Below are 23,831 nucleotides of genomic sequence, written 5' to 3'. Positions count from 1 at the left end.
TGGCTCGGCATTCGGGCTTGACCGGATTTCCGAAAATGACGTTTTGCTGTTATCGACGTATCTGACCGGTTGCCGGGATTCGCACTTGAACGGCGGGCACCTCCAGACGCCTGCGGCCGGAAGTGCGGCGTGATCGTGGCGGGCCGGTCCCGCTCGCGTCAGGTGAAGTAATGATCTGCACCTCGAGATCGACCGAAGTCGCGGTGTGGTGGATGAGGCTGGGCTCTCCTTCGGCCGCAGCTGTTAAGCAATGGCGTGCTTGTCTGGACCCTTCTGAGCAGGCACAGGCGGACAAGTTCTATGTCCAGGACGATCGATCGACATACGTCGCAGCACATTGGCTGGTTCGTAGCGCGCTTGCATCGGTAGGCAACTTGCCGCCCGCGAACTGGCGTTTCATCGTCGAAGAGCATGGCAAGCCCCAGATCGATCGGGCCCTCGGCCGGTCCGAACTTCGGTTCAATCTGTCGCATACCAGGGGCTTCGTTGCCTGTGCGGTCAGCGTGGGCGTCGACGTCGGGATCGACGTTGAGACGCTCACGCCGAGCCGGGCGAGCCTCGATATCGCCGAACGCTATTTCAGCCCGTCGGAGGTCGCCATTTTGCGCGGCGCACCGCCAGACGAGCAAGCCGAATGCTTCTTCCGTCTCTGGACCCTGAAGGAGGCTTTCATCAAGGCGACCGGCGAGGGATTGAGTCGCCCACTCGACAGTTTTTCCTTCTCGCTGAATCCGGCTTCCATCTCGTTTAGCCAGGGCGAGGCCGATGATGCGACTCAATGGCAGTTCATCGAGCAGCGGCCGAGTCCGCAGCATGTGCTGGCCCTCGCGGTCCGAAAGCCAGCATCTTGTCCGGTGACCCTATCTGTTTGTCAAGTACGCTCACCCGAATGAGCGTAAGCCCGCATGTCCGCCTCCGCCGATGAGGTGGCTCGCCCTACGCTGCGCGTCCGAGGGTTGCTCGGGCGGTCCGAGCCAATCCTCATCACAGGATGAGAGCCCAGCCAACGAGGCCGGCCATTGCCGGGTCCTTGAACAAGAGCGCGTAGCAACCGAGGAAGATGAAAGCGCTGATCAAATGCAGCATCTGATTAATTCTGCTCCGGTGATAGTAACGGTAGTCATCCCACCGCAGGTTTCGCAGCATGTCTTGTCCGTCGTCAGATAATTTGAGACTAATCAGGCTTTTCGAGAAGGGAGGCTCTGGCTCATCTGTTGTTGGAGTTTAAGCGACCTGCAGTTGGTGCTGCAAGCGGCGGTTTGCGATGGTCTCACGCTTGATGCGCTGTCGTTCGGTTAGGATGGTCTCGGCTCTGCCGAAGTAGACGTCAGCCGGGGTCAGGTTTTTGATGCTCTCATGATAGCGGACGTGGTTGTAATGCTCGACGAAGGCGCCGATCCGCCGTTCGAGGTGGTGAGGTAGATAATAGTTCTCGAGCAGAATGCGGTTCTTCAGGGTCTGATGCCAGCGCTCGATCTTTCCCTGGGTTTGGGGATGATACGGAGCGCCGCGCACGTGCTGCATGCCCTTGTGTTCGAGCCACCTGGCCAGATCGTCCGCGACGTAACTCGAACCATTGTCGCTGAGAAGCCTCGGCCGGTGCGCGACGGTGATGTGGTCAAGGCCGGAGGCCGCGAGTGCCTGGTCGAGTGTGGCCGTGACGTCGGAGGCACACATCGTGGGACCAAGCCTCCAGGCGACGATGTAACGCGAGAAGTCATCGAGCACGGTCGACAGGTAGTACCAGCCCCAGCCGGTGATCTTGAGGTAGGTAAAGTCGGTCTGCCAGAGCTGGTTGATGGCGGTGGTCTTGTCCTTGAACTCGTTCGCCGCCTTGATCACCACATAGGCGGGGCTGGTGATGAGGTCATGCGCCTTCAGCAGCCGATAGACCGATGCCTCGGAGACAAAATACTTCCGTTCGTCGGTGAACCGCACGGCCAGCTCGCGCGGCGACAGCTCGGGCAGCTCCAGCGCCAGGTCGATGATCTGGCCCCGCACATCGTCGGGGATGCGATTCCATATCCGGTCAGGTCGAGACCGGTGGTCAGCCAGCGCCTCGACGCCGCCATCACGATAGCGATCATACCATCTATAAAACGTGGCGCGTGGGACCCCGAGCTTGTCCAGCGTGCGCTTGGCCGGCAGGTGCGACTGCTCGACCAACTGGATGATCTCGGCCTTCTCGGACGCAGGATATCTCATGCCTCGTCCTCCCCATCCCCGTTCATGCTTTTTTTGAGTAGGCGGTTCTCAAGGGTGAGGTCGGCCACGACTTCCTTCAATGCGGCCGTCTCACGACGGAGATCCGTCACCTCGCCGGAGGTCGCCGCACGCGCCGTATCGCCCGCCAGGCGGCGCTTACCGGCTTCGAGGAACTCCTTCGACCAGCCGTAATACATTGAGGCGGCAATGCCCTCACGCCGGCAGAGCTCGGAGATGTTCTCCTCGCCCCGCAGTCCTTCCAGCACGATGCGGATCTTCTCTTCCGCCGAATACTGCCGGCGGGTCTGGCGCCGAATGTCCCTTAGTACCTGTTCTGCCGGCGCTTTGCCCGGTCCGGATTTCTGCTTCATCTTCGCTCCTGGTGGCTACGATGAACCAGAAATCCTCCCTCCGCAAAATCCTTCAATTTGTCTCACACGCCCTGACGGCAAACAATCGGCTCCGGCTTCGATGCCGTGGTCGATCGGGTCAAGGTCGCGACCTTCATGGGCACGGACCGCCCGCATGTGCTTCGACAGGCAATTCATTGCTGCCGTAATTTCGGCACCGTCTCGATCGTCGGTGTGTATGGAGGCCTTCTCGATAAGATCCCGATGGGATCCGCGATCAACCGCGGCCTGACGTTCCGCATGGCCCAGACACCCGTGCAGCACTATCTTCCCAACCTACTCGAACGGATTGAGAAAGGCGAAATCGACCCGTCGTTCGTAATTACGCATCGCGCCACGCTTGAGGAGGGGCCGGAACTTTATAAGACCTTCCGCGCCAAGAGAGACGGCTGCATCAAGGTTGTCATGAAGCCGTAGAGCGATGGCTCGCGTTCTGATCGGCACGTCGGGCTGGCATTATGATTCATGGCGAGGACCTTTTTTCCCGAAGGGGCTCCCGCTCAAGTCGCAGCTTCAATTCTATGCGAGTCAGTTTCAGACGGCAGAACTAAATGGGGTGTTCTACAGGACGCCGACGCCGGAAGCCGTCAAGACCTGGCGCGAGCAGACGGGGAGAGATTTCGTCTTCGCGTTGAAGGCATCGAAGTTCATCACCCACTGGAAGCGCTTGTCAGAGAATTCCGTCAATAGTCTTGAATTGCTGGAACACCGACTGTCTCTTTTGGGAAACAAGGTTGGTCCGGTCCTATTCCAGCTTCCACCGAACTTCAAAGCCGACGCGGACCGGCTGAGAACTTTTTTCAAGTTATTGCCGGATAAGCGGCGGTACAGTTTTGAATTTCGTGATCCAAGTTGGTACGCGCCCAAGATCCTGAAATTGCTGGCGGACCAAAATATCTCGCTTTGCCTGTCAGACCATCACGACGCGCCGGCGCCGTGGAAGCGTACCGCCGACTTTGTCTACGTTCGCGGACACGGGCCAGGAGGTCGCTACAAAGGACATTACCCAGAGAGTACGTTAAAGGAATGGGCCAAACGAATCCGCTCCTGGAAAAAATGCGGCATCGACGTCTACGTCTATTTTGATAACGATCAAAAAAGCGCGGCGCCAGCTGATGCTCTGAAACTTCGACAAATCTTCGCGGGCTTCTGATGAGTCGTCGCGGCGCCAGCCGAACGGCCGTCCTTCCGTGGCTGCCTGCAGTGAATTACGCGATGAGAGCGTTGAGCCCGCTTGTGGTGCTGCCCGAGATGACTATGTCGAAACCTGAACGGTCGAGCTCAAAGATCAGCGCGGGCATCTTGGCCTATCGCGAACGTGCGGATGGCCTGGAAGTGCTCCTTGTCCATCCCGGAGGCCCATACTGGCGGAACAAGGACGTAGGCGCCTGGTCGATCCCGAAGGCGAGATCAACGTCGACGAAGATCCAGAGCGCGCAGCCCGGCGGGAGTTCGCGGAAGAACTCGGACGGCATGCCTCGGTCGGCACGTTGGGGCCGCTGGGCGAGATCCGCCAGCGAGGGGGGAAGCGAGTGATCGCATTTTTGGGAAAAAGTGACTTCGACCCCACGAACCTGATCAGCAATTCGTTTGAGATCGAATGGCCGCCCAGGAGCGGACGCCGCCAGGCATTTCCAGAGGTAGACCGCGCCGAATGGTTTGCTATCAACGCCGCAAAGGAGAAAATTCTGCCCGCGCAAGCCACTTTTCTGGAGCGCATGTTTGCCAACAAGCAGAGTTCCACTCGTGACCTCGAAACCGGCTGAACCGCACCGGTGGTGCGTCAGAGCGGCGGTAGCAGCAAGCGGGGTGCCGCAGGTAGATCGATCTGGATGACGTCACCAGCCGAGACATCGCCGCTTTCGATCACTATTCCCATGACTCCGGCTCTGAAGAGCGGCCCAGGGTCGTCACTCACAAGCCGTCCCTTCAAGCCGGAGCGAAAGCGATCTATCAGCACGCAAGGAGTTCTCAAGCCGGTGAGACGAATGCGGGCCGATGCTCCGATCTGCAGTTCGGAGTTCAAAGCCAGGCTTTCGAGATCGAGACCGGCGGTGGTGATGTTCTCGCCGAGCCCGCCGGGTCGGATGTCGTAGCCGGCGGCGCGCAGGGCGACGAGCGTTTCGTTCGGCATGAGATGCACCTGACGCAGGTTGGGTGATCGCGGATTTCGCCGCGCCAAATATCGATGCTTTACGAACGGGCCGTAGTGCGCGTCCCCCTCGACGCCATGGCTGGCGACGAGCGTCACTGATGGCCGCGGCACCTTGCTGAACCGATGCTTGCGGTCGATCGAAACGGCGACGACTTCGCCGCGAGGCGCCCCGCCGTCCGGCGTCATGCGGCGTGCGCCGCGAAATGGCGCTTCCGCTTCAGGTGCCGCATGAATTCGCCGAGCGGCATTGCGTTCAGGACGCGGTCTGCAGGGACGCCGCCTTTGCGGGCCATCTTCACGCCCCAATGCATGTGGTCGAGCTCCGGAATGGAATGGGCGTCGGGGTTGATGCTCAACATGCAACCGAGATCGAGCGCGGCCTGATGCCAGCGCCAATCCAGGTCTAGTACCCAGAATCAGAGCTGAGTGATACGGCGGCCTTTGAAACGGCGTTGACGGACCTTTTTCTTGGTCCAGACGAAGGGCTCGGCTCTGTCGTTGTATGCGTTGACGTAGGCATCGATGTGCTCCTGAAGCTGCGTGAGGCTTGTGAAGGAGGTGCCGCTGAGCGACTGCCCCTGCAAGATCGAAAACCATACCTCGACCTGATTGAGCCAAGACGCACTTGTCGGCGTGAAATGAAATTGCACGTTGGGGTGGGCCTTGAGCCAATGCTCGTTCTTCTTGTGGGTGTTGAGGTTGTCGAGGATGACGTGAAGCTTCCGGTTCGGAAAAGCCGCGGTGACGCTGTTCATGAAGTCGAGAAACTCGACGCGGCGTCGGCGTTTTGAATGCGCCGCGATGATCTTTCCGGTGGCGACTTCGAGCGCCGCAAACAATGTTGTGGTGCCATGCCGCTTGTAATCGTGGCTCTGGCCGGTCAAGGCGCGGCCATTGGGCAACTTCAGATAACCCTGCGCTCGCTCCAAAGCCTGGATCGAGGGCTTCTCGTCCACGCACAGCACAATGGCCTTCGCGGGCGGGGCGACATAGAGGCCGACAACATCGGCGGCTTTGGCCGTAAAGTTCGGGTCGTTGCTCTCACACCAGGACTTACGAGCCGCGAGGTCAATCTTGTGGCTGCGCAGGAACCGCCAGACATATTGGACGTCAACATCGCCCAGCGCCCCGGCCAGCAGGGGCCCGGTCCAGCGTGCGAACCCGTCCGGCGGCGGCTTGTCCAGCAGCTTCAGAATCCGCTTGTCGGTGGCCTTCGTATAGATTGGCTGCTTGCCCGGTCGCGGCTTGTCTTGCAGCCCTTCAAGGCCTTGGTCGGCATAGCGATGCCGCCAAAGGCTGACAATCCGCGGCTGGACCCCAACTTCCTTGGCGATCGACCGAGTGCTGCGTCCATCCGCCGCCAACAGAACTATCCGCGCCCGCTTCAAATCGCGCTGCAACGTCACCGGGGAGCGGCAACACGCCTCAAGCACCTTGCGATCTTTCCTCGAAAGGTGGACTTCTCTTGCTTCGGGTATCATCCCGACCTTGAATCACGACTCACGCTTTAAGAACAGTAGGTACTAGCCCGTCTTATTCGTCAGAGTGCGCCTGAGAGGCTGGCGAGCGTGGTGTAAAGCGCTGATGCGGCGTAGGATTCGGTTGCAAAGCCAACCCCATCACCTCAACCGCGAACGCCAGGCCCGCCATGACCGATGATACGATTCTGCCCTTCTCGTTTCCAGCCGTTCACGCCAAGAAAGTCACAGCTGCCTTCGATGGCGGTCGGCTGACCTCGAACGGGGGCGTGATGCTTCTGGCGATGGCCGAGCGGCGTCTCGGCTTGGCCGACAATTTGGCCCGGGTGTTCCCGGATCGGCGCGATCCGACGCGGGTCGTGCACAGCCTTGTCGATATGTTCCGCGCGCGCATGTTCGCGATCTGCTGCGGCTACGAGGACGCCGACGACCTCGATCATCTGCGGTCCGATCCCGCATTCAAGCTGGCCTGCGGACGGCTGCCGGACACGGGTCGCGATCTGTGTTCCCAACCGACGCTGTCGCGGCTGGAGAATGCTCCGCGCCTGCGCGACGTGATCCGACTGACCTACACTTTGGTCGACGCATGGATGGATAGCTACCCGCGCGAGCCGGCATCCGTCACGCTCGACATCGATGATACCTGCGATGTCGTCCACGGCCATCAGCAGCTCTCGCTGTTCAACGCTCATTATGACGAACGCTGCTTCCTGCCGATCCACGTCTACGACACGGAGAAGAGCCGGCCCGTGGCGGTCGTGTTGCGGCCCGGCAAGACGCCGGGCGGCGTCGAGGTGCGTGCCCATCTGCGCCGCCTAATACGGCATATCCGGACGCGGTGGCACAACACGCGAATTACGTTCCGTGGCGACGGGCACTATGCCCGGCCGGAGGCAATGGCGTGGTGCGAGACCAACGGCATCGACTACATCTTCGGTCTGTCCGGCACCAAGCCGCTCGCCAGAAAACTCGACGAGGCCGCCGACGACATCCGCACGCGACGCGCCATCGAGAACCTGCCGGTTCTGCGTGGCTATACCGAGACGCGCCACAAGGCCAAGTCCTGGGATCGCGAACGGCGTACCGTCGCCCGTATTGAGGCGACGATGCTCGGCCTCGACATCCGTTTCGTCGTCACCAGCCTCGATGTCGGCTCGGCCGAGTGGATCTACGACAGCCTGTATTGCGCGCGCGGCCAAGCCGAGAATCTGATCAAGCTGCATAAGACACAGCTCGCCTCCGATCGCACCAGCTGCCGTTCGGCGCTCGCCAATCAAGTCCGCCTCGTTCTCCACACCGCCGCTTATTGGCTGATGCTGACCGTGCGCGACGCGATTCCCAAAGCCCGGGAATTGGCCACAGCCGAGTTCGCGACGCTGCGTCTTCGTCTCTTGAAACTCGCTGCCCGTGTCGTCGAGACCACGAGCCGCATTCGCCTTGCGTTTGCCGCGGCATGTCCCGAAGCCGACCTGATCCGCGGCTTGCCAGGCGCGCTGCTGCCTCTCGGTCCTTGACCGGCGGGGCGTCCGCCCCCCGTTCGCCCAACCTACACCTCAAGCGCGTTGCAAAGTACGGGTCGGTCAGGCGGTGAAAAGCCGAAGGCAATCCCGCGCGCCTCGTCAGAGCAGATGTGCGGCCACATCAATCGGACTAAAAAAAGCACTCTCACGAATAGGACGGGCTAGACGCCACGGATGCGCGTTAATCTCGACGGCAACATCGTGCCGGGCGCAGGCCCGAAGCATCGTCTCGACGTCGATTTCGTAGCCAGGGCGGCGCTGCAGTTGGCGGCCCGTCATGTGGCCGATGATGGTAGTGTAAGGGTTCGCAACCGCCCGCAGGAGGCGCTCTGTCTGCGCCTTTCGGTCGAGCTTGAAGCGGCCGTGGATGCTGGCGACGACGAAGTCGAACCGTTCCAAGACGTCCTCCGGATAGTCGAGCGAGCCGTCGGCGAGAATGTCGGACTCGATCCCCTTCAATATTCGGAAGTCCCGGCCGTAGCGCTTGTTGAGCCGGTCGGCCTCTTTGTGCTGAAGGTCGATCTCCTCGACGGATAGACCGCCTGCGTAGTGCGCCGATTTGGAGTGGTCGGCGACCCCGAAATACTGAACCCCTCGGTCCAGCGTCGCCTTCGCCATCGTCTCAAGCGTCTCGGTGCCGTCCGAGGCGTCGGTGTGGCAATGGAGGATGCCCTTCAGGTCGGCGTCGGCGATGATTTCCGGCAGCTCGTTCTTCAACGCCCGTTCGATCTCGCCTCGGCCCTCCCGGAGTTCCGGTTCGATATAGGGCAGACCGAGCGCGCGGTAGATATCCTTCTCCTCGGCGGCGACCGCGCCGAGGCCTTTGTGCAGCCCTTCCGAATCTAGCCGCAAACCCTTGGCGGCCGCAATAGCTCGCAGGCCTTCCAGATGCGCGGCGGATCCGGTCGCAAAGAGCAGCGCGGCACCGAAGCGCTTGCGCTCGACGATTCGGACCTTGAGGCCTTCTGTGGTCGCGTCCTCGTCGCTTTCTTCGGAGACAGACCTTTCGGCTACGATCGACATATCCCCGACGAGCTCGCAGCCTCGGCGAAAGTCACCGGCGATGGTGATGCGCTTGAGTTTCGGATGCGCGGCCTTCAGAGATGCGGCTCCGTTCTGCAGCAATGCCGCTGCGCGATGGATATGCAGCCTGCCGGCGCCGCTTCTCGCGATCGCGAGGTTCTGCAGGATCTTCGTTTGCAACGCCGCCCCGAGGCCTTTGGCCTTCCTGATGCGATCGTCCTTGGCTGCGGCTTCGAGTTCGGCGATCGAGGAGATGCCGAGGTCGTTGTGGAGGCGTAGCGCCTTCTCCGGCTTCAGTCCCGGTACGGAAAGTAGTTCAAGCACGCCGTCCGGCACCTCCTTGCGGAGTTTTTCCAGGCTCGGATGGGTGCCCGTTCGATGCAGCTTGGCGACGATGTCGGCGATGGCCTCCCCGATCCCCGGGACATCTGTCAGCCTGTCCTCGGCGACGATCCTATCCAGCGGCTCGACGAGCGCGGTGACGCTGTCCGCGGCCCGCGCATAGGCCTTCGCGCGGTAGGGATTGCCACCGCGCAACGCGGTGCGCCGCGCGTACTCCCTGAGAAGCTTTGCGACCTGCTGCGCGCCCGTCTTGGCCACCGGCATGCTTCCTCTACTTCTCCAGCCGGCGGATGGTCTTAATGGCATGCTTTGGGCCCCGCCAGCCCAGGAACCTGAGTGCCTTGTTCTCGAGCGCATTGGTCGCGCGGAAGAACTCCTCGAGCTCTTCGCGCGCACGCGATGGCAAATCGCGAACGTCCTTGAGGTCGGTCTCCAGCGGTGACCGATCTGGGACCGCGAACACGCGGTCGTTCCGCTCGGTCTTGCCTCCGGATTTCTGTTCGACTTCGAGGACGCCGACGGGCCGGCAGATGAGTACAACCCCCGGATAAGTCTTGGCCTCGTGAACGATCAGCACGTCGAGCGGGTCGCCGTCCGGCGCCTTTGTGGAAGGAATGAAGCCCCAGTCGTACGGATAGCTCAGGCCCGCCATCAGCGGCTTTGCGAGCATGAAGACCCCGAGCTTCGTATCGAGATCGAGCTTGCACGTGCTTCCGCGCTGCGTCTCCACGACGGCATGGATGTACTCGCCATCGGCCCAGGTCGGCAAATTCAGAAGATCGGCCATGTCATGCCCCCTGTGCCGCGCCGATCGTATCGGCCATCCGAGCGCCTCTCGCCCCGAGCGGCTTCGGCGATCCGGTCGTCGTGTCCCGCGCGGTCTGATGCTCCATCTCGGCGTCGATCTCCGCTCCCAAGAGCACGACGATGGCCGAGATCCAAAGCCAGGTCATGAAGCCAATCACGGCGCCGAGCGAACCGTAGGTCTCGTTGAACTTCCCAAAGTTCGCGGCGTAGAACGAGAACAGGCCGGAGACGGCCAGCCACAGCAGGGCGGCGATGGCGCTGCCCCAGGTAACCCATCGCCACCGCGCGGTCTCGCGGTCGGGTCCGTAACGGTAGATCACGGCGAGCGCGAAGGCGAGCAGGAGGTACATCGCCGGCCACCGGCCGATGCGCAGCAGCAAGTCGCCGGCGTCGGAAAGCCCGACGTATTGCAGCGCGACCGGCACGACGACGATCGAGCCGAGGGCGGCTAGGATGAACGCGACGCCGCCGATCGTGAAGCCGAGCGAGATGGCATTGAGTTTGAAGAATCCACGACTATCTTCCTCGCCGTGTACGATATTGAGCGTGTCGAAAAGGGATTTCATCGCGGCATTGGCGCTCCAGAGCGATGTCGCAAGTCCGATGAGGAACGTCACGCCCAAGGTCTGCGACCCTTTCGAAGTTACCCGGGTGAGCTGCTCCCGCGCGATGTCGATGGCGCCGCTGGGCAGAAACCCTGCGGCCTGATCGAGATGCTTCGCGATTGTCGCGGGGTCGGAGAAAAGGCCGTACAGAGCGACGAGGGCCGCGATCGCCGGAAAGATGGCGAGGATGCTGTAATAGGTCATGCCGGCCGCGAGTGCGAGCACCCGGTGCTTCGAAATGTTGTCGTAAACCCGCAGCAGAATGTCCTTCCAACCGCGCAGCGGAATCTCCGACGGCGTCGTCGCCCCGCGGCCTCGATCGGCGACGCTGTCCGCTGCCGCGGACACACGGTCGTCCGGCTCGGCTCCTTCGAACGGAACGGCCTGACTGTGCTTGGATGGCGGGAATAGATAGTCGATTGCGACGGCAACGGCCAGCAGCGCTGCCAAGGAAAAAATAGGCCATCCGGCATCCGACGACCGGACGGGCGGCTTCGGTGTTCTGGATCTATCGATCATCGATCTGAAAGGATGATTCCGGTTTCCAAAACAAGCCGCGGCAGGGTAGATCGTTCCTTCGGTGTCCTCGCAGGAACGAACCCGATTGTCGATGCCGACCGCAAAGGCGGTGCCGGCATTCATGCGCAGGGGGCGGCCGATGTCGATCGCCGATTTCAAGAATGAGGTTTCCGCCTTTCTGCCGGAGAAGTTCTTTGGCGGGCGATTGGAAGGGTAGGCCGTCTTCGAGCGCTCCTCGTTGCGCATCTGGATGTGGACGAAGTACCCGTCGACTTGGTTTCGTAAGCCACCCGATCGGGACGGCACTTCTCGTCGGCGTCACTAGAGCAGGCTCTACGAAATCGGGGAAGATCGCTTTGACGTCGAGCTCGGACTTCCGACGCGCGAACGTCACGCAACAACTCCACGCAACATACCTTGGGCTTACCGCTTCGGCATGGGACGTCTATCCTCAGCTGAAGGCCGAAAAAGGAGCTGTCTCAATGCATCATGGACAAAGTAAAGCAGATGGCCGCACGCAACGTTCTGGACATCATCGCGCTGCCTAGCCGGTCCGATTCTTGGCGCGTTCCGCCGGGTCGTTCTCCCAACCGAATACCGAGCGTCCACCCAGCTCGGGCGATATTGCGCGCTCGCCTGCGATGAATGAACTTAGCGACGGTCCTTCGACAAATCCTTCGAGCCGCCGCGCCTGGGTGTCCAGGTGCTTCAGCGCCTGCATCTCCTCGTCGCGCCCGAGCTTCGCCTTATGGACCGCCGACTTCATCACGCGGATGGTTTCGTCGTACACCTTGATCGGGACAGGGAAGGGATGACGGTCCTTGCCGCCATGCGCCAGCGAGAAGCGAGCCGGATCCTGGAAGCGATAGGGTGCGCCGTGCACGACTTCGGCGACCATGGCGAGCGACTGAACCGTGCGCGCGCCGACCCCCGGCGTCAGAAGCAGTTCGGAGAAGTCCGCGGGACCTCGTTCCGCGGCAGCCGCGAGCGTACCGTGTAGACGCCGGACGAAGACGTCGCCAGGGCGGACGTCGTGGTGCGCTGGCATGACGAGGTGAGGAAGCGTCGCCTGCAGTGGCTCTTCGCCCGACAAGGACCGAAGTTCGGAAACAATGCCGTCCGGACCGCAGTCTGCAAGTAGTTGCAATTGGGCCGAGCGCGACATCGCGGCGCGCTTGTCAGTGAGATTGACGATCTCGCCCTGAAAGGGGCCGTCGATCGCGCTGTGCGGCTGCTCGACGAAGCTCGTCAGGTCCTCGGAATGCCAATGATAGCGGCGAGCGCACTTGCTGCCGCCGTTCATGCCCTGCTGCACGACCGTCCATTTGCCGTCGTCGGTCACGATGAACCCATGTAGGTACAGGTCAAAGCCGTCCTGGACTGCAGCGCTGTCCACCTTTGCCACTAGCCGGCTGGCGCGGGTCAGGCGATCGCCGTCGAAACCGGTCCTTTCGCTGAGGCGCCGCAATTCATCCGGCGTTTTCCGTGAATGATGACCGCGGCCGCCGCAGACGTGGATGCCGAGCTCGCCGGACAGGGGGCCCAGCCCGCGCTTGAGCGCGCCGATCACGCTCGTCGTGATGCCGGAAGAGTGCCAGTCCATGCCCATAATGGCCCCGAAGGACTGGAACCAAAACGGGTGGGACAGGCGACGCAAGAACTCGTCGCGGCCGTAATGGAGCACTATCGCCTGCGCGATAACCGCGCCCAGCGAGGACATGCGCGTCGCCAACCACGGCGGCACGCGGCCACCATGAAGCGGAAGGATTGCCGTGCCGGAGCGGTTTCGAATCGAAACCCTAATTGTTGCCAGTATAGCAGGCCAAGCCCGCTCCATCCGTCGGCTAAACGGTTCCCTATCGCACGACTTGGGAACCGAGCCACCCGGCTGGGCTTCTAACCCGGATGGATGCGAAAGCCAGAAAGAGGAGAGAACCACCGTCCGCTTCGCGTGACGGCTTCGTCCAGGTCAGAGGAGCACGGGAGCACAATCTCAAGAATGTCTCGCTCGACATTCCCCGCAACGAACTCGTGGTTTTCACCGGGGTCTCCGGATTTGGCAAGTCGTCGCTGGCGTTCGGAACGTTGTACGCGGAGGCGCAGCGGCGTTATCTCGAATCCGTATCGCCCTACGCGCGCCGGCTATTCCATCAGATGCAGGTTCCCGATGTCGACGTCGTCGAAGGACTGCCGCCGGCCGTCGCGCTGCAGCAGCAACGGGGATCGCCCACGACCAGGTCCTCGGTGGGAAGTGTCACCACGTTGTCGAATCTGCTGCGGATGCTCTACTCGCGCGCCGGCGACTATCCGCGCGGCCAGCCGTTGCTTTATGCGGAATCCTTCTCGCCCAACACGCCGGAAGGCGCCTGCCCCAATTGTCACGGCATCGGGCGGGTCTATCGGGTCGACGAACTTAGCCTGGTGCCCGACGATACGTTGACCATCCGGGACCGGGCGGTCGCGGCCTGGCCGACGGCCTGGCAGGGTCAGAACCTGAGGGACATCCTGGTGACGCTGGGATACGACGTGGACAAGCCGTGGCGGGAGCTGCCGAAGAAGGATCGCGACTGGATCCTCTTCACGGAGGAGCAGCCGACCGTGCCGGTCTATGCCGGATACACTCCCGCCGAAACGCGCCGGGCCCTGAAGAGAAAGGAAGAGCCGAGCTACATGGGCACCTTCACGGGAGCCCGGAAGTACGTTCTCCAAACTTATGCCACCACGCCGAGCGCGATGATGAAGCGGCGCGTGGCGCAGTTCCTGTCGAGCGCCGACTGCCCGGTCTGCAAGGGCAAACGGCTCAAGCCGGAAGCGCTCACCGTCAAATTCGCAGGCTTGGACATCGCCGAGACGTCGCGCCTGCCGCTGAAGAAGCTGGACGCGCTCGTCAAGCCGTACATCGACCGAGCCGAGCAGGACGAGGCTCATCCCGAGAAGGCGCTCGTCGTGCAAAGGATCGCCGAGGATCTCGCGGGACGTCTCGAGGTCCTGCTGGATCTCGGCCTGGGGTACCTCACGCTCGAGCGAAGCACTCCGACGTTGTCTCCGGGCGAACTACAGCGGCTTCGGCTCGCGACGCAGGTCCGATCCAACCTGTTCGGCGTCGTCTACGTTTTGGACGAGCCATCTGCCGGCCTGCACCCGGCGGACACTGAGGCGTTGATGCGAGCGCTGAATCGTCTGAAGGCCACGGGCAACTCGCTGTTCGTCGTCGAACACGAACTCGACGTGGTGCGCAGGGCAGACTGGATCGTCGATGTCGGACCCGCCGCGGGAGCGCAGGGCGGCGAGATACTCTACAGCGGTCGGCTCGCCGGTCTGGCCGAAGTGGAGGCATCGCAGACTCGACGCTTCCTGTTCGGCGACATCGCGGAGCCGACGCGAAAGGTTCGGGAGCCGACCGGCTGGCTGAAGCTGCGGGGCGTGACGCGGAACAACCTCGACGGCCTGGATACCGATCTTCCTCTCGGCGTCCTTACCTGCGTGACCGGCGTCTCGGGATCGGGGAAGTCCTCTCTCGTGAGCCAGTTTCTCGTCGAGGCGGTCGCGGAGCGGCTGGGTCATCGTCGGGAGGCGGATCCGGACGAAGGCGAACTGGAGGAGACGGTGCGGACAATGGGCGGCGAGATCGCCGCAGGCCTGGATCGGGTCAAGCGGCTCGTCGTCGTCGACCAGAAACCGATCGGACGGACGCCGCGGTCCAATCTGGCAACCTACACCGGGCTGCTCGATCACGTACGCAAGCTGTTCGCCGCGACGAAGCAGGCGCGCGCAAGGCGATACGACGCTGGGCGGTTCTCGTTCAACGTCGCCAAGGGCCGCTGCGAGACCTGCGAGGGCGAGGGCTACGTTTGCGTTGAGCTTCTTTTTCTTCCCAGCGTCTATACGCCATGCCCGACCTGCAAGGGAGCGCGCTACAATGCGAAGACGCTCGAGATCAAGATCCGCGACAAGTCGATCGCGGACGTGCTGGCGATGACTGTCGATGCGGCCTTCGAGTTCTTTGAAGGCGATGACGCGCTTTCCCGGTCGCTGGGCGTGCTGCGTGAGGTCGGGCTGGGCTACATCCGGCTCGGGCAGTCGGCGACCGAGCTCTCCGGAGGCGAGGCGCAGCGCGTCAAGCTCGCCACCGAGCTGCAGCGAGCGCAGCGCGGCGGGACGCTCTACGTTCTTGACGAACCGACGACCGGTCTCCACCCGTCCGACGTCCGGAAGCTGGACAGGCAGCTTCAAGGGCTTGTCGACGCCGGCAACACCATCGTCCTGGTCGAGCACGACATGTCGGTCGCTGCGAACAGCGATTGGATCGTCGATGTGGGCCCTGCAGCAGGCGATGAAGGTGGCCGCATCGTGGCGTCGGGGCCGCCGAAGCAGGTCGCACTATCCGGAAGTCCGACAGCGACGTATCTGGCGAAGGCACTCTAACTGCAAGTCGAACTCCGTGCCAGCGACAACGTGGCGTGGCCTTGGGAGCGGATCGTAGGCGACATCAGGCGATGATGGCGACGCGAAAAGTCATTGCAGGTTGTTCGCGTCCCGTTTGCGGGCACCTCCCTGGTGACCGAAACGATTGATCTGGAACACGCTCGCGTGCCACCATGGAACCCGCCGCCGTCGCAGGCTTTAGCTCATTGGGCACCACGACCGAGGCCATCCTGTCATTCGGCCTGCAATATTGACCCCCTAAGCCGGGGGATCGGCGTCCAAAATTGACCCCCTACAGATTGATCTGTTGCGCTGCCTGCTTTGGAACGAAGCAGGTGGTGGGGGATGCTGATCGTGGAGACAATTGCCCGGATCCGGCGCGAGCACTTCATCAAGGGCAAGACGATCAAGGAGATCGCCCGTGACCTGAAGGTGTCGCGGAACACGGTCCGGAAGGTGCTGAGGTCGGGAGAGACCTCCTTCGAGTACGAGCGGCAGGTGCAGCCGCGGCCAAAGCTGGGACGATGGGCAGTAGAGCTTGACGGATTGCTGGCGGCGAACGCGGCCAAATCGGCTCGTGAACAGCTGACGTTGATCCGGATCTTCGAAGAGCTGCGCGGCCGCGGCTACGACGGCGGTTACGATGCCGTGCGGCGTTACGCCAGGCGGTGGAGCAAAGAACGCGGGCAATCGACCGCGGCGGCTTATGTCCCGCTGAGCTTTGCCCCAGGCGAAGCCTACCAGTTCGACTGGAGCCACGAGGTGGTCTTGCTGAGCGGGACCACGGTGATGGTGAAGGCCGCCCATGTCCGGCTCTGTCACAGCCGCATGCTGTTCGTGCGGGCCTATCCGCGGGAGACGCAGGAGATGGTGTTCGACGCCCACGACCGGGCGTTCGCTCTGTTCAAAGGCACCTGCACCCGCGGCATCTACGACAACATGAAGACCGCCGTAGAGACGATCTTCGTCGGTAAAGGGCGTCTCTACAATCGCCGCTTCCTGCAGATGTGCAGCCACTATCTGGTCGATCCGGTCGCCTGCACGCCGGCGTCGGGCTGGGAGAAGGGGCAGGTCGAGAACCAGGTCGGGCTGGTCCGGGAGCGCTTCTTCACGCCGCGGCTGCGGTTCAAAAACCTCGACGAGTTAAACGCCTGGCTGCTCGACAAATGCATCGCCTACGCCAAGGCTCATCGCCACCCGGAGCTGGTCGATCAGACGATCTGGGAAGTGTTCGAAGCCGAGCGTCCCAAGCTCGTTCCCTATGCCGGCCGCTTCGACGGCTTCCATGCGGTGACGGCATCGGTCTCGAAGACCTGCCTGGTGCGCTTCGACAACAACAAGTACTCGGTCGCAGCCAGCGCAGTCGGACGGCCGGTCGAAGTCCAGGCTTATGCCGACCGCATCGTGATCCGTCAGGATGGACGCATCGTTGCCGAGCACCCGCGATCCTTTGGCCGCGGCGAGACGACCTATGATCCCTGGCACTATGTGCCGGTGCTGGCTCGCAAACCCGGTGCCTTGCGCAACGGCGCTCCCTTCAAAGACTGGGTGCTGCCGGCCGCGATCGAGCGGATCCGGCGCAAGCTTGCCAGCACCGACGATGGCAATCGGCAGATGGTCGACATCCTCACCGCGGTGCTGACTGACGGTCTGTCCGCGGTGGAAGCGGCCTGTGCCGAAGCGCTCGGTCATGGCGTCCATTCCGCCGATGTCGTGCTCAACATCCTGGCCCGTCAACGTGAACCCGCCCCACCGGCCAACATCATGACGCCGGCCGCACTGACGCTCCGTCATGCACCGATCGCCGATTGTGCCCGCTACGACAACCTCCGGAGGACCATCTGATGGAACGAACCCAAATCTTCGACCTCATGGGCGAGCTCAAGCTCTACGGCATGAAGGCTGCCTTCGACGAGATCATGGCAACTGCCGTCAAGCGCCAGCACGAACCTCAGCGCATTGTCGGCGACCTGCTTAACGCCGAGATCAACGAGAAGCAGGCCCGCTCGATCAAATACCAGCTGACCATTGCCAAGCTGCCGCTTGCCAAGGACATCGCCGACTTCCAGTTCGACGGCACGCCGATCAATCAGACTCTCGTCAATGATCTCGCCAGCGGCGGCTTCATCGCCCAGCAACGCAATGTCGTGCTGGTTGGCGGCACCGGCACAGGCAAGACCCACCTGGCCATTGCCATCGCCAGAAGCTGCATCCGATCCGGTGCCCGCGGCCGCTTCTTCAACGTAGTCGACCTCGTCAATCGCCTCGAGACCGAGACCCGCAACGGACGGCAAGGACGGCTCGCCGAGCATCTGACCCGGATGGACTTCATCGTGCTGGATGAACTCGGCTATTTGCCCTTCGCCCAGTCCGGTGGCCAGCTCCTCTTCCACCTCGTCAGCCGGCTCTATGAGCGCGCCTCCGTCATCGTGACGACCAATCTCGCCTTCGGCGAATGGCCGAGCGTGTTCGGCGACGCCAAAATGACCACAGCGCTGCTCGACCGATTGACCCATCACTGCGACATTGTCGAGACCGGCAACGATAGCTGGCGGTTCAAGAGCCGAGACGACGATCACGCCACCCGCGCTCGTCTCGCCTCCGCTATCCCGGCCAGCTCCGACGAGACGAGCGCTACCAGCAAAGCCCGCCGCACGAAGGGGTCAAAATTGGACGCCGATGAGGGGTCAAATTTGCAGGCCGATTGACAGCCATCCGATGTTTCAAGGATTCATATTCGATGTGGAGGGAACGCTCGTCGACAGCGTGCCGCAGAACCTCCGCAGCCTACAGGACGCGCTCGATAGGTCGGGATATCGCGTCCCGATTCAGACGCTTCAGCTCTATTCGGGGCTCGACGGCGACCAGACGCTGCAGCTAGCGGTTCCCGAAGCATCTCCGGATGAGCGCCGAGCGATCTTGAAGGACCAGGGCTCGATCTATGAACGTAACTATCTGCCGAGCGTGAAGCCGTTCGAAAGCGTCCGCGATGTATTCAGGATCCTGACCGAGCAGGGCAGCCGCGTCGCGCTTGCTACCGACTGCAAAGGTATCGCTTTCAAGCGCTACATGGCGCTCGTGAACGCCGACGACTTCATCGCCGCGACCGCTTGCGGCGACGACGTGGAGTACGGAAAGCCCGACCCGCGCCTGGTCGGGATGGCCTTGCGTAAGCTCGGCATTCAGGGCCCGCAGGCAGTCATGGTCGGAGATACGCCGTACGACGCCGGAGCCGGGCTTGAGGCCGGTACGAAAGTCGCCGCCGTTCTGACCGGGGGATTCGCCGAGAAGGTGCTCAACCAAGCCGGCTGCTTCGCCGTGGCGCGCGATCTGAAAGCGCTCCTGCCGAGCCTGCTTTTCGGAGACAGCGGCCCGAAATTGCGCCAATCGGATTGGCTGCGCAGCGCCTAGAAATCCCGGTCTTCGCCGTTGATACGTCCCAGGACGCGCGCGAATTCCCTCGCGTAGGTTTTGCCGGCCGCCCACGCGGGCGACCGGCGTCCGTGCCCGCACTCATCATGCGGCGCGCTGGTTCACGCTCTTGATGGCCATGTCATTGAGCTTCTTGTCCGTCGCCTTTTCCTCGTCCAGATTTTCCTGGAGGACGAATGCGCAGTCGTCGCGGCCAAGCTTCTTGGCCCATGCGATCAGCGAGCCGTAGCGTGTGATCTCGTAGTGCTCGACGGCCTGGGCGGCCGCGATAAGGGCCGCATCGAGGACCGTCTTGTCGTCCACGTCGCCCGCCACGTCGCTCGCTTCCTCGAGGATGCCGTCGATGGCGGGGCAGTTCACGCCCTTGGCTTCGACGCCGTGCATCTTGAACACCTTTTCCAGCCGGGTGATCTGGTTCTTGGTCTCCGCGAGATGGGTCTCGAAGCCGTTCTTCAAGGATTGGTCGCTCGCCTTCTCGATCATGTCCGGCAGGTTCTTCGCGATCTGCTGTTCGGCGTAGTAGATGTCCCGCAGGGTGTGCACGAAGAGGTCGTTCAGCGTCTTGATGTCTTTGGTGAAAAAACCCATGGATGTCTCCCATCATTGAATGGCCGCACGGCAAACCACGGGGAATGGGAAGTGTTCCTAATCGGGCGCTCCGTGTCCGCGGCGAGCGGCTCTCTTGGTCATTCTCGGTCGGTTCCGCTTTTGCCAAATTCCGGAAGAAGCGAACCAGTGCTTGCCCCGGTCGTTGTTGGGGGCGTCGCGAAGTCGCGCTCCCGCTATAGGAACCGTCGCGGCTCTGAACGGGTTGTCGGCGGTCGCATGCCGAAAGGAGCCGTCATGGAAAGTACCCTCATCGTCGAATTCGACAGCTGCCGGGCCGCGGAGCTCGCGGTCGAGCACGTGGTGCAGGAATGCGGCGTGCCGAGAAGCGATGTGTTCGTGCAGCCGACCGGGGCCGACAATACCGCCGGCAAACGTCCGGCCGGCGCCGATGTGAAGTCCTCGCCGGAGCCCGGGGAGGGCGGCAAGCTCGAAGGTACGATCGAGGTGTCGGTCGACTTCCATGATGAAGACACGAAGCAGGTGACCGAGGCGCTCAAATCCGCCGGCGCCAAGACCGTGCGGATGAGGTGAGACGCGGCCCATGCCCGACTATCCCAAGCCGCCATATCCCAATCAGCGCCAGCCGATGCCGGGCTCGACCGCGAAGATGGATCCGCGTCCGGACCACGGCGAGACCAGCTACAAGGGTTCTGGGCGTCTTCAAGGCAAGCGCGCCATCGTCACCGGTGGCGATAGCGGCATCGGTCGGGCGGTCGCCATCGCTTTCGCTCGCGAGGGCGCGGACATCCTGATCGCCTATCTCGATGAGACGGAAGACGCCAGGGAAGTCGCCGACCTCATTGAGAAGGAGGGACGCAACGCCGTCCTGGTGGACGGCGACCTTCGCTCGGCCGACCATTGCCGTGCGGTCGTCGACCGCGCCGTCAGGGAGCTCGGCGGCGTAGACATCCTCGTCAACAACGCCGCGCACCAGGCGACCTTCGCCGACATCGGCGACATCAGCGATGAGGAATGGCGCATGACGTTCGAGGTGAACATCCACGCGATGTTCTTTCTCGCAAAGGCGGCCGTTCCGCATATGAAGCCCGGCGGCGCCATCATCAATACGGCTTCGGTGAACTCCGACATGCCGAACCCACTCCTCCTGGCCTACGCGACGACGAAAGGGGCCATCCAGAACTTCACCGGCGGACTGGCGCAGATGCTGGCGGAGAGGGGCATCCGCGTAAACGCGGTCGCTCCCGGCCCGATCTGGACGCCGCTCATTCCTTCGACGATGCCTGAGGAAGCCGTGAAGAACTTCGGCAAGCAGGTGCCGCTCAAACGGGCCGGCCAGCCGGCGGAGCTCGCCACAGCGTACGTGATGCTGGCCGATCCTTTATCGAGCTATACCTCGGGCACCACTGTCGCGGTGACCGGAGGCAAGCCCTTCATCTAGGAATGGCGGGGATCAGGCATCCAGTGACGCCGGACGAGCGCTACTTCGTCGTGAAGGAAAGCTTTGGCGCCTCAGCGATCCCGGTATCGAAGCGGGGGCGTCTTCTCCGAACCCTCATGGAAGCGCGCCATGCTGTGAAGGACGCCAAGAGCGCCGGGACCGCAATGCAGAGCTGGAAGGTCACCGACGGGTCGACGAAGCGAAGCGCGCCCTCGGCGAGCGTGGCCCCGTTTGGTGGGACGACGGCGCGCCCGACTTCAACCGCCACGCCGTGAAGAACACGCCATACGCCGGTTGGTACTCGAAGCAGCGATCGGATTGATCCGCGGCGCGCTAAGCCCCCGGGATTCGTCTGCGTAGCGGCGCCATTGTCGGAAATAGAGAGCCCCGCATCGTCATAGGAGCATTTCGACGATCATCGGCGCGCCGCACGGCAACGATGGGTGTTCGAGAACGCGGCCAAAAGCCAGAGGGCGCGCTGCGACGGAGGCGCACAGCGAAATTCAGATATTCGCCACAAATGTTGCCCACATCCCAGCCAAGCCAAGGACAAGGGCCGCTGCATGATCCGACATTCACTCGATGTACTGCGTCAACGCTATGTCGTTGAAAAAAGACCCCTTGAGGCGAACGTCGAGCAGGTCTTGCGCGCCGACAGCCGCGCTGGAGCGCGCGCTATCCTGGCCTTGATCGACAAGCGGCGTTTCGAGAACCGATCGGAGGGACAACGCCTTCGCAAAATGCTTCGCTTCGAGACGTCCCTCTGGGAGAGCGGTCACCATGCCGTCGCTGGGGTAGACGAGGCCGGAATGAGCCCGCTCGCCGGGCCGGTCTCGGCTGCCGCCGTGATCTTGAAGCCCGGCACGCGGATAATCGGTATCGACGATTCGAAGAAGCTCGACGCTGCGGCCCGTGAGCAACTTGCGAAGGAGATCAAGGAGAAGGCTGCAAGTTGGAACGTGGCATTCGTCGAAGTCGAGGAGATTGATTCGATCAACATCTATTGGGCAGGTTTGCAGGCGATGCAGCGGGCGGTCCAAGGGCTGGGTTCGACGCCGCAGCATTTGCTGATCGACGCGAAGCGGTTGAAGGAGATAGCCATCCCCCAGCAGGCGATCATCAGAGGCGACGCCAAATCTGCCAGCATCGCAGCCGCTTCCATCCTTGCGAAAGTCGAGCGCGATGCGGTGATGCGGATACTCGACGCGCGTCATCCCGGCTATGGCTTCGCCGAGCACAAGGGCTACCCTGTGCAGGCGCACTACGAGGCGCTTGCCAGGCTTGGCGCATGCGCAGTCCATCGACGGTCGTTCGGGCCCGTACGTCAGGCTCTCGGCTTGCCGCCCCTTCCGCCGTGGCCCTCGGCTCCCGAGCGCGCTGCCGGCTGAATCGTGGTCCGGACGGGTCGTCCAGCAGCCTGGTTTCGCGACCGTTTCCTTTCCCGGACGATGTCCTCCGCCTTCTTATCGGTCCGAAGTCCGAGATAGACGGGTTGGCGCAATTCCCCCTTGCTGGTCCATTCCGCGAACTTCACTTCGGCTACCAGCGACGGCCTGATCCAAGTCGTGGCCGCCTCGTCCTTCACCTTGTCCCGAAAGGGCGATTTCGCCGCTATCAGCCTCACCATTTTCGCATGTAGTTCTCTGAGCGTCTCATGGCTGAAGCCGGTACCGACATGACCGATGTAACGCCAGGCGCCAGCTTCCCTCACGGCTAGAACCAGCGCACCGAAGTGCGGTCTTGTCCGCTTCGGCGCGGTAAAGCCCGCGATCACGACCTCCTGCCGCTGCGCGGTCTTGATCTTCAGCCAATCGGATGTTCGGCCTCCCGACGCATAGGGGCTGTCGGAACGCTTCGCCATGATGCCTTCGAGGCCTTTGCGCTCGGCCTCAGCGAAGAACTTCTTGCCGGTTGCTTTGCGATGTCGACTGAAGGCAATCAGCCTGTGCCGTGGCAGGATAGCCTGGAGGCGCTTCTTGCGTTCGAGCAGAGGCAAGTTTCGCAGATCCTCTCCGTTCGCGAACATGAGATCGAAGGCGCAGTACAGGAGCTTCGCCTCATGACGCAATGCGTTCTGGAGCAGCTGGAAGTGCGACACGCCGTCCTTTCCGATGGCGACGAGCTCCCCATCGATCACGGCGTCGCCCTTGACGCCTTCGAGGGCCTCGGCGACCTCGGTGTAGGAGCGGCTGATGATCTTTCCGTTGCGGCTGTAGAGCGCGACGCTCCCGCGCCGGATCTCCGCGACCATCCGGAAGCCGTCGTACTTATCCTCGAAGACCCAGTCCGGATCGTCGAAGGCGCCATCCGTGAGGGTGGCGAGCATCGGCTGCAAGCGCTTGGGCAGTGTGGACTTGCGGCTCATCTCCGGGCAGAGCGCGGATCGAAGAGCGGAGCGGCGGGTGGGCCCGCGCGCTTCGGTCGCGAGGACGAAGCGGACGGCTTTGGATCGTGGCAAAGCCCGATCCAAGACGCGAGAATGTTCAATACGCGCGTCCGGACGGACACGAATCCTTTCCAGAGCTTCGCGAACCAAGGGATCATCAAGAGTTTCGGCTTCACGACGACGAAAAGCCGCTCCACGACCAGAAGGCTGAAAGCGTAGCAGGCGACGATCATCGCCGTCCCCGTTATCCAATGCCCCTTGCCGGCCACCGCCACGGCAACGAGCTTCAGTGGCTCAACGGTCGCGGTCGGGAGCGCCAGGAGAAACAGCGATGGGTAGGGACCCAGTCCTTCGATCGTGCGTCGTAAGCTCATCTGCTGAACGCTCCTTCTCCAGGGGATGTTCCGAAGCTGGAACATCCTCCATCTGCAGCCGTTTAAGCGTGAGGCGTCCGAAGGGTACTGCGTATGCACGTGAACAAGGAAGACCGCAGCGAGAATACCCTGGAGTCCTTGC

At 62.4% G+C, this 23,831-nt stretch carries 19 protein-coding genes and 4 pseudogenes; 12 read left to right on the top strand and 11 right to left on the bottom strand.

The window, feature by feature from the left end; translation table 11 throughout:
• Positions 1-170 precede the first annotated feature (170 nt).
• Entirely contained in the window at positions 171-893 is a 723-nt protein-coding gene (locus HAP54_RS05435) for a 4'-phosphopantetheinyl transferase family protein (protein WP_035978412.1), read from the top strand.
• Between the two features lie 331 nt (positions 894-1,224).
• On the opposite strand, the gene HAP54_RS05430 is transcribed toward HAP54_RS05435, so the two are convergent.
• Positions 1,225-2,576 (bottom strand): IS3 family transposase gene (locus tag HAP54_RS05430; protein ID WP_166299012.1). Its coding sequence is split into 2 segments (ribosomal slippage): positions 1,225-2,240 and positions 2,240-2,576, totalling 1,353 coding nucleotides; the frame shifts between segments, so codons are not numbered across the junction.
• Between the two features lie 105 nt (positions 2,577-2,681).
• Between HAP54_RS05430 and HAP54_RS05425 the strand changes: the two are divergent.
• The 3 genes and pseudogenes from HAP54_RS05425 to HAP54_RS05415 all read left to right on the top strand — a co-directional run.
• Positions 2,682-3,032, top strand: a pseudogene (locus HAP54_RS05425) (glutathione-dependent formaldehyde dehydrogenase); the annotation flags it as partial.
• Positions 3,033-3,036: 4 nt separating this feature from the next.
• The gene (locus HAP54_RS05420; protein ID WP_166299011.1) at positions 3,037-3,768 is read left to right on the top strand and encodes a DUF72 domain-containing protein; all 732 of its coding nucleotides are present in this window, start codon (positions 3,037-3,039) and stop codon (positions 3,766-3,768) included.
• Positions 3,769-3,872: 104 nt separating this feature from the next.
• Positions 3,873-4,381: pseudogene (locus tag HAP54_RS05415) on the top strand (NUDIX domain-containing protein).
• Between the two features lie 17 nt (positions 4,382-4,398).
• Here HAP54_RS05415 and HAP54_RS05410 read toward each other — a convergent pair.
• The 3 genes and pseudogenes from HAP54_RS05410 to HAP54_RS05400 all read right to left on the bottom strand — a co-directional run bounded on the left by HAP54_RS05410 (position 4,399) and on the right by HAP54_RS05400 (position 6,251).
• The gene (locus tag HAP54_RS05410; RefSeq protein WP_166299010.1) at positions 4,399-4,956 is read right to left on the bottom strand and encodes an MOSC domain-containing protein; all 558 of its coding nucleotides are present in this window, start codon (positions 4,954-4,956) and stop codon (positions 4,399-4,401) included.
• Positions 4,953-5,183, bottom strand: a pseudogene (locus HAP54_RS05405) (DNA polymerase/3'-5' exonuclease PolX); the annotation flags it as partial. The pseudogene HAP54_RS05405 and the gene HAP54_RS05410, both read right to left, overlap by 4 nt.
• 3 nt (positions 5,184-5,186) lie before the next feature.
• Positions 5,187-6,251 carry an IS630 family transposase gene (locus HAP54_RS05400; protein ID WP_166204319.1) on the bottom strand — a complete coding sequence of 355 codons (1,065 nt, stop codon included), beginning with the start codon at positions 6,249-6,251 and terminating at the stop codon, positions 5,187-5,189.
• Between the two features lie 167 nt (positions 6,252-6,418).
• Here HAP54_RS05400 and HAP54_RS05395 point away from each other — a divergent pair, with 167 nt between their 5' ends.
• Positions 6,419-7,762 (top strand): IS1380-like element ISBdi2 family transposase, encoded by a 1,344-nt coding sequence (locus HAP54_RS05395; protein ID WP_166204320.1) that lies wholly within the window; start codon positions 6,419-6,421, stop codon positions 7,760-7,762.
• A 105-nt stretch (positions 7,763-7,867) separates the two neighbouring features.
• Here the strand turns inward: HAP54_RS05395 and HAP54_RS05390 are convergent, their stop codons facing one another.
• From HAP54_RS05390 to HAP54_RS05375, 4 genes are all read right to left on the bottom strand, one after another.
• The gene (locus tag HAP54_RS05390; protein WP_166299009.1) at positions 7,868-9,397 is read right to left on the bottom strand and encodes a helix-hairpin-helix domain-containing protein; all 1,530 of its coding nucleotides are present in this window, start codon (positions 9,395-9,397) and stop codon (positions 7,868-7,870) included.
• 7 nt (positions 9,398-9,404) lie between these two features.
• On the bottom strand, positions 9,405-9,920 hold the full coding sequence (locus HAP54_RS05385; RefSeq protein WP_166299008.1) for an inorganic diphosphatase: 516 nt from the start codon (positions 9,918-9,920) through the stop codon (positions 9,405-9,407).
• Position 9,921: 1 nt separating this feature from the next.
• Positions 9,922-11,064, bottom strand: coding sequence for a YihY/virulence factor BrkB family protein (locus tag HAP54_RS05380; RefSeq protein ID WP_166307457.1), 1,143 nt, complete (start codon positions 11,062-11,064; stop codon positions 9,922-9,924).
• A 544-nt stretch (positions 11,065-11,608) separates the two neighbouring features.
• Positions 11,609-12,901 (bottom strand): DUF763 domain-containing protein, encoded by a 1,293-nt coding sequence (locus HAP54_RS05375; RefSeq protein WP_175619368.1) that lies wholly within the window; start codon positions 12,899-12,901, stop codon positions 11,609-11,611.
• Between the two features lie 68 nt (positions 12,902-12,969).
• Here HAP54_RS05375 and HAP54_RS05370 point away from each other — a divergent pair, with 68 nt between their 5' ends.
• From HAP54_RS05370 to HAP54_RS05355, 4 genes and pseudogenes are all read left to right on the top strand, one after another.
• Positions 12,970-15,489 carry an excinuclease ABC subunit UvrA gene (locus tag HAP54_RS05370; protein WP_166299007.1) on the top strand — a complete coding sequence of 840 codons (2,520 nt, stop codon included), beginning with the start codon at positions 12,970-12,972 and terminating at the stop codon, positions 15,487-15,489.
• Between the two features lie 345 nt (positions 15,490-15,834).
• Positions 15,835-17,325 (top strand): annotated as a pseudogene (gene istA / locus HAP54_RS05365) (IS21 family transposase); the annotation flags it as partial.
• Positions 17,326-17,333: 8 nt separating this feature from the next.
• The gene (istB, locus tag HAP54_RS05360; RefSeq protein ID WP_166294386.1) at positions 17,334-18,197 is read left to right on the top strand and encodes an IS21-like element helper ATPase IstB; all 864 of its coding nucleotides are present in this window, start codon (positions 17,334-17,336) and stop codon (positions 18,195-18,197) included.
• Positions 18,198-18,207: 10 nt separating this feature from the next.
• The gene (locus HAP54_RS05355; RefSeq protein WP_166299006.1) at positions 18,208-18,900 is read left to right on the top strand and encodes an HAD family hydrolase; all 693 of its coding nucleotides are present in this window, start codon (positions 18,208-18,210) and stop codon (positions 18,898-18,900) included.
• Positions 18,901-19,005: 105 nt separating this feature from the next.
• On the opposite strand, the gene HAP54_RS05350 is transcribed toward HAP54_RS05355, so the two are convergent.
• On the bottom strand, positions 19,006-19,509 hold the full coding sequence (locus HAP54_RS05350; protein WP_166299005.1) for a ferritin-like domain-containing protein: 504 nt from the start codon (positions 19,507-19,509) through the stop codon (positions 19,006-19,008).
• Positions 19,510-19,764: 255 nt separating this feature from the next.
• Between HAP54_RS05350 and HAP54_RS05345 the strand changes: the two genes are divergently transcribed.
• The 3 genes from HAP54_RS05345 (at position 19,765) to HAP54_RS05335 (ending at position 22,317) form a co-directional block, all read left to right on the top strand.
• Complete coding sequence (locus HAP54_RS05345; RefSeq protein WP_166299004.1) at positions 19,765-20,061, top strand: hypothetical protein; 297 nt, start codon at positions 19,765-19,767, stop codon at positions 20,059-20,061.
• 10 nt (positions 20,062-20,071) lie between these two features.
• Positions 20,072-20,929 carry a glucose 1-dehydrogenase gene (locus HAP54_RS05340; protein WP_166299003.1) on the top strand — a complete coding sequence of 286 codons (858 nt, stop codon included), beginning with the start codon at positions 20,072-20,074 and terminating at the stop codon, positions 20,927-20,929.
• 563 nt (positions 20,930-21,492) lie between these two features.
• On the top strand, positions 21,493-22,317 hold the full coding sequence (locus HAP54_RS05335) for a ribonuclease HII (protein ID WP_166299002.1): 825 nt from the start codon (positions 21,493-21,495) through the stop codon (positions 22,315-22,317).
• Here HAP54_RS05335 and ligD read toward each other — a convergent pair.
• Both ligD and HAP54_RS05325 read right to left on the bottom strand, forming a co-directional pair.
• Positions 22,254-23,294 (bottom strand): non-homologous end-joining DNA ligase, encoded by a 1,041-nt coding sequence (gene ligD, locus HAP54_RS05330; protein WP_166299001.1) that lies wholly within the window; start codon positions 23,292-23,294, stop codon positions 22,254-22,256. The two genes, HAP54_RS05335 and ligD, sit on opposite strands and share 64 nt — an antisense overlap.
• Complete coding sequence (locus HAP54_RS05325) at positions 23,291-23,734, bottom strand: hypothetical protein (RefSeq protein WP_224742079.1); 444 nt, start codon at positions 23,732-23,734, stop codon at positions 23,291-23,293. Before HAP54_RS05325 ends, ligD begins: the two co-directional genes overlap by 4 nt.
• Positions 23,735-23,831: the final 97 nt, after the last annotated feature.

Origin of the sequence: Bradyrhizobium sp. 2S1, assembly GCF_011516625.5 — a bacterium.
GTDB lineage: Bacteria > Pseudomonadota > Alphaproteobacteria > Rhizobiales > Xanthobacteraceae > Bradyrhizobium > Bradyrhizobium septentrionale.
Note: the sequence above shows the minus strand (reverse complement) of the source record. Positions and strands in the feature narration are given on the sequence as shown.

What these genes read in the sequence shown, in the direction of transcription:
- HAP54_RS05435 (WP_035978412.1), top strand. Translation starts at nt 171, where the DNA reads ATGATCTGCACCTCGAGATCGACCGAAGTCGCGGTGTGGTGGATGAGG.
- HAP54_RS05420 (WP_166299011.1), top strand. Translation starts at nt 3,037, where the DNA reads ATGGCTCGCGTTCTGATCGGCACGTCGGGCTGGCATTATGATTCATGG.
- HAP54_RS05410 (WP_166299010.1), bottom strand. Translation starts at nt 4,956, where the DNA reads ATGACGCCGGACGGCGGGGCGCCTCGCGGCGAAGTCGTCGCCGTTTCG.
- HAP54_RS05400 (WP_166204319.1), bottom strand. Translation starts at nt 6,251, where the DNA reads ATGATACCCGAAGCAAGAGAAGTCCACCTTTCGAGGAAAGATCGCAAG.
- HAP54_RS05395 (WP_166204320.1), top strand. Translation starts at nt 6,419, where the DNA reads ATGACCGATGATACGATTCTGCCCTTCTCGTTTCCAGCCGTTCACGCC.
- HAP54_RS05390 (WP_166299009.1), bottom strand. Translation starts at nt 9,397, where the DNA reads ATGCCGGTGGCCAAGACGGGCGCGCAGCAGGTCGCAAAGCTTCTCAGG.
- HAP54_RS05385 (WP_166299008.1), bottom strand. Translation starts at nt 9,920, where the DNA reads ATGGCCGATCTTCTGAATTTGCCGACCTGGGCCGATGGCGAGTACATC.
- HAP54_RS05380 (WP_166307457.1), bottom strand. Translation starts at nt 11,064, where the DNA reads ATGATCGATAGATCCAGAACACCGAAGCCGCCCGTCCGGTCGTCGGAT.
- HAP54_RS05375 (WP_175619368.1), bottom strand. Translation starts at nt 12,901, where the DNA reads ATGGAGCGGGCTTGGCCTGCTATACTGGCAACAATTAGGGTTTCGATT.
- HAP54_RS05370 (WP_166299007.1), top strand. Translation starts at nt 12,970, where the DNA reads ATGGATGCGAAAGCCAGAAAGAGGAGAGAACCACCGTCCGCTTCGCGT.
- istB (WP_166294386.1), top strand. Translation starts at nt 17,334, where the DNA reads ATGGAACGAACCCAAATCTTCGACCTCATGGGCGAGCTCAAGCTCTAC.
- HAP54_RS05355 (WP_166299006.1), top strand. Translation starts at nt 18,208, where the DNA reads ATGTTTCAAGGATTCATATTCGATGTGGAGGGAACGCTCGTCGACAGC.
- HAP54_RS05350 (WP_166299005.1), bottom strand. Translation starts at nt 19,509, where the DNA reads ATGGGTTTTTTCACCAAAGACATCAAGACGCTGAACGACCTCTTCGTG.
- HAP54_RS05345 (WP_166299004.1), top strand. Translation starts at nt 19,765, where the DNA reads ATGGAAAGTACCCTCATCGTCGAATTCGACAGCTGCCGGGCCGCGGAG.
- HAP54_RS05340 (WP_166299003.1), top strand. Translation starts at nt 20,072, where the DNA reads ATGCCCGACTATCCCAAGCCGCCATATCCCAATCAGCGCCAGCCGATG.
- HAP54_RS05335 (WP_166299002.1), top strand. Translation starts at nt 21,493, where the DNA reads ATGATCCGACATTCACTCGATGTACTGCGTCAACGCTATGTCGTTGAA.
- ligD (WP_166299001.1), bottom strand. Translation starts at nt 23,294, where the DNA reads ATGAGCCGCAAGTCCACACTGCCCAAGCGCTTGCAGCCGATGCTCGCC.
- HAP54_RS05325 (WP_224742079.1), bottom strand. Translation starts at nt 23,734, where the DNA reads ATGTTCCAGCTTCGGAACATCCCCTGGAGAAGGAGCGTTCAGCAGATG.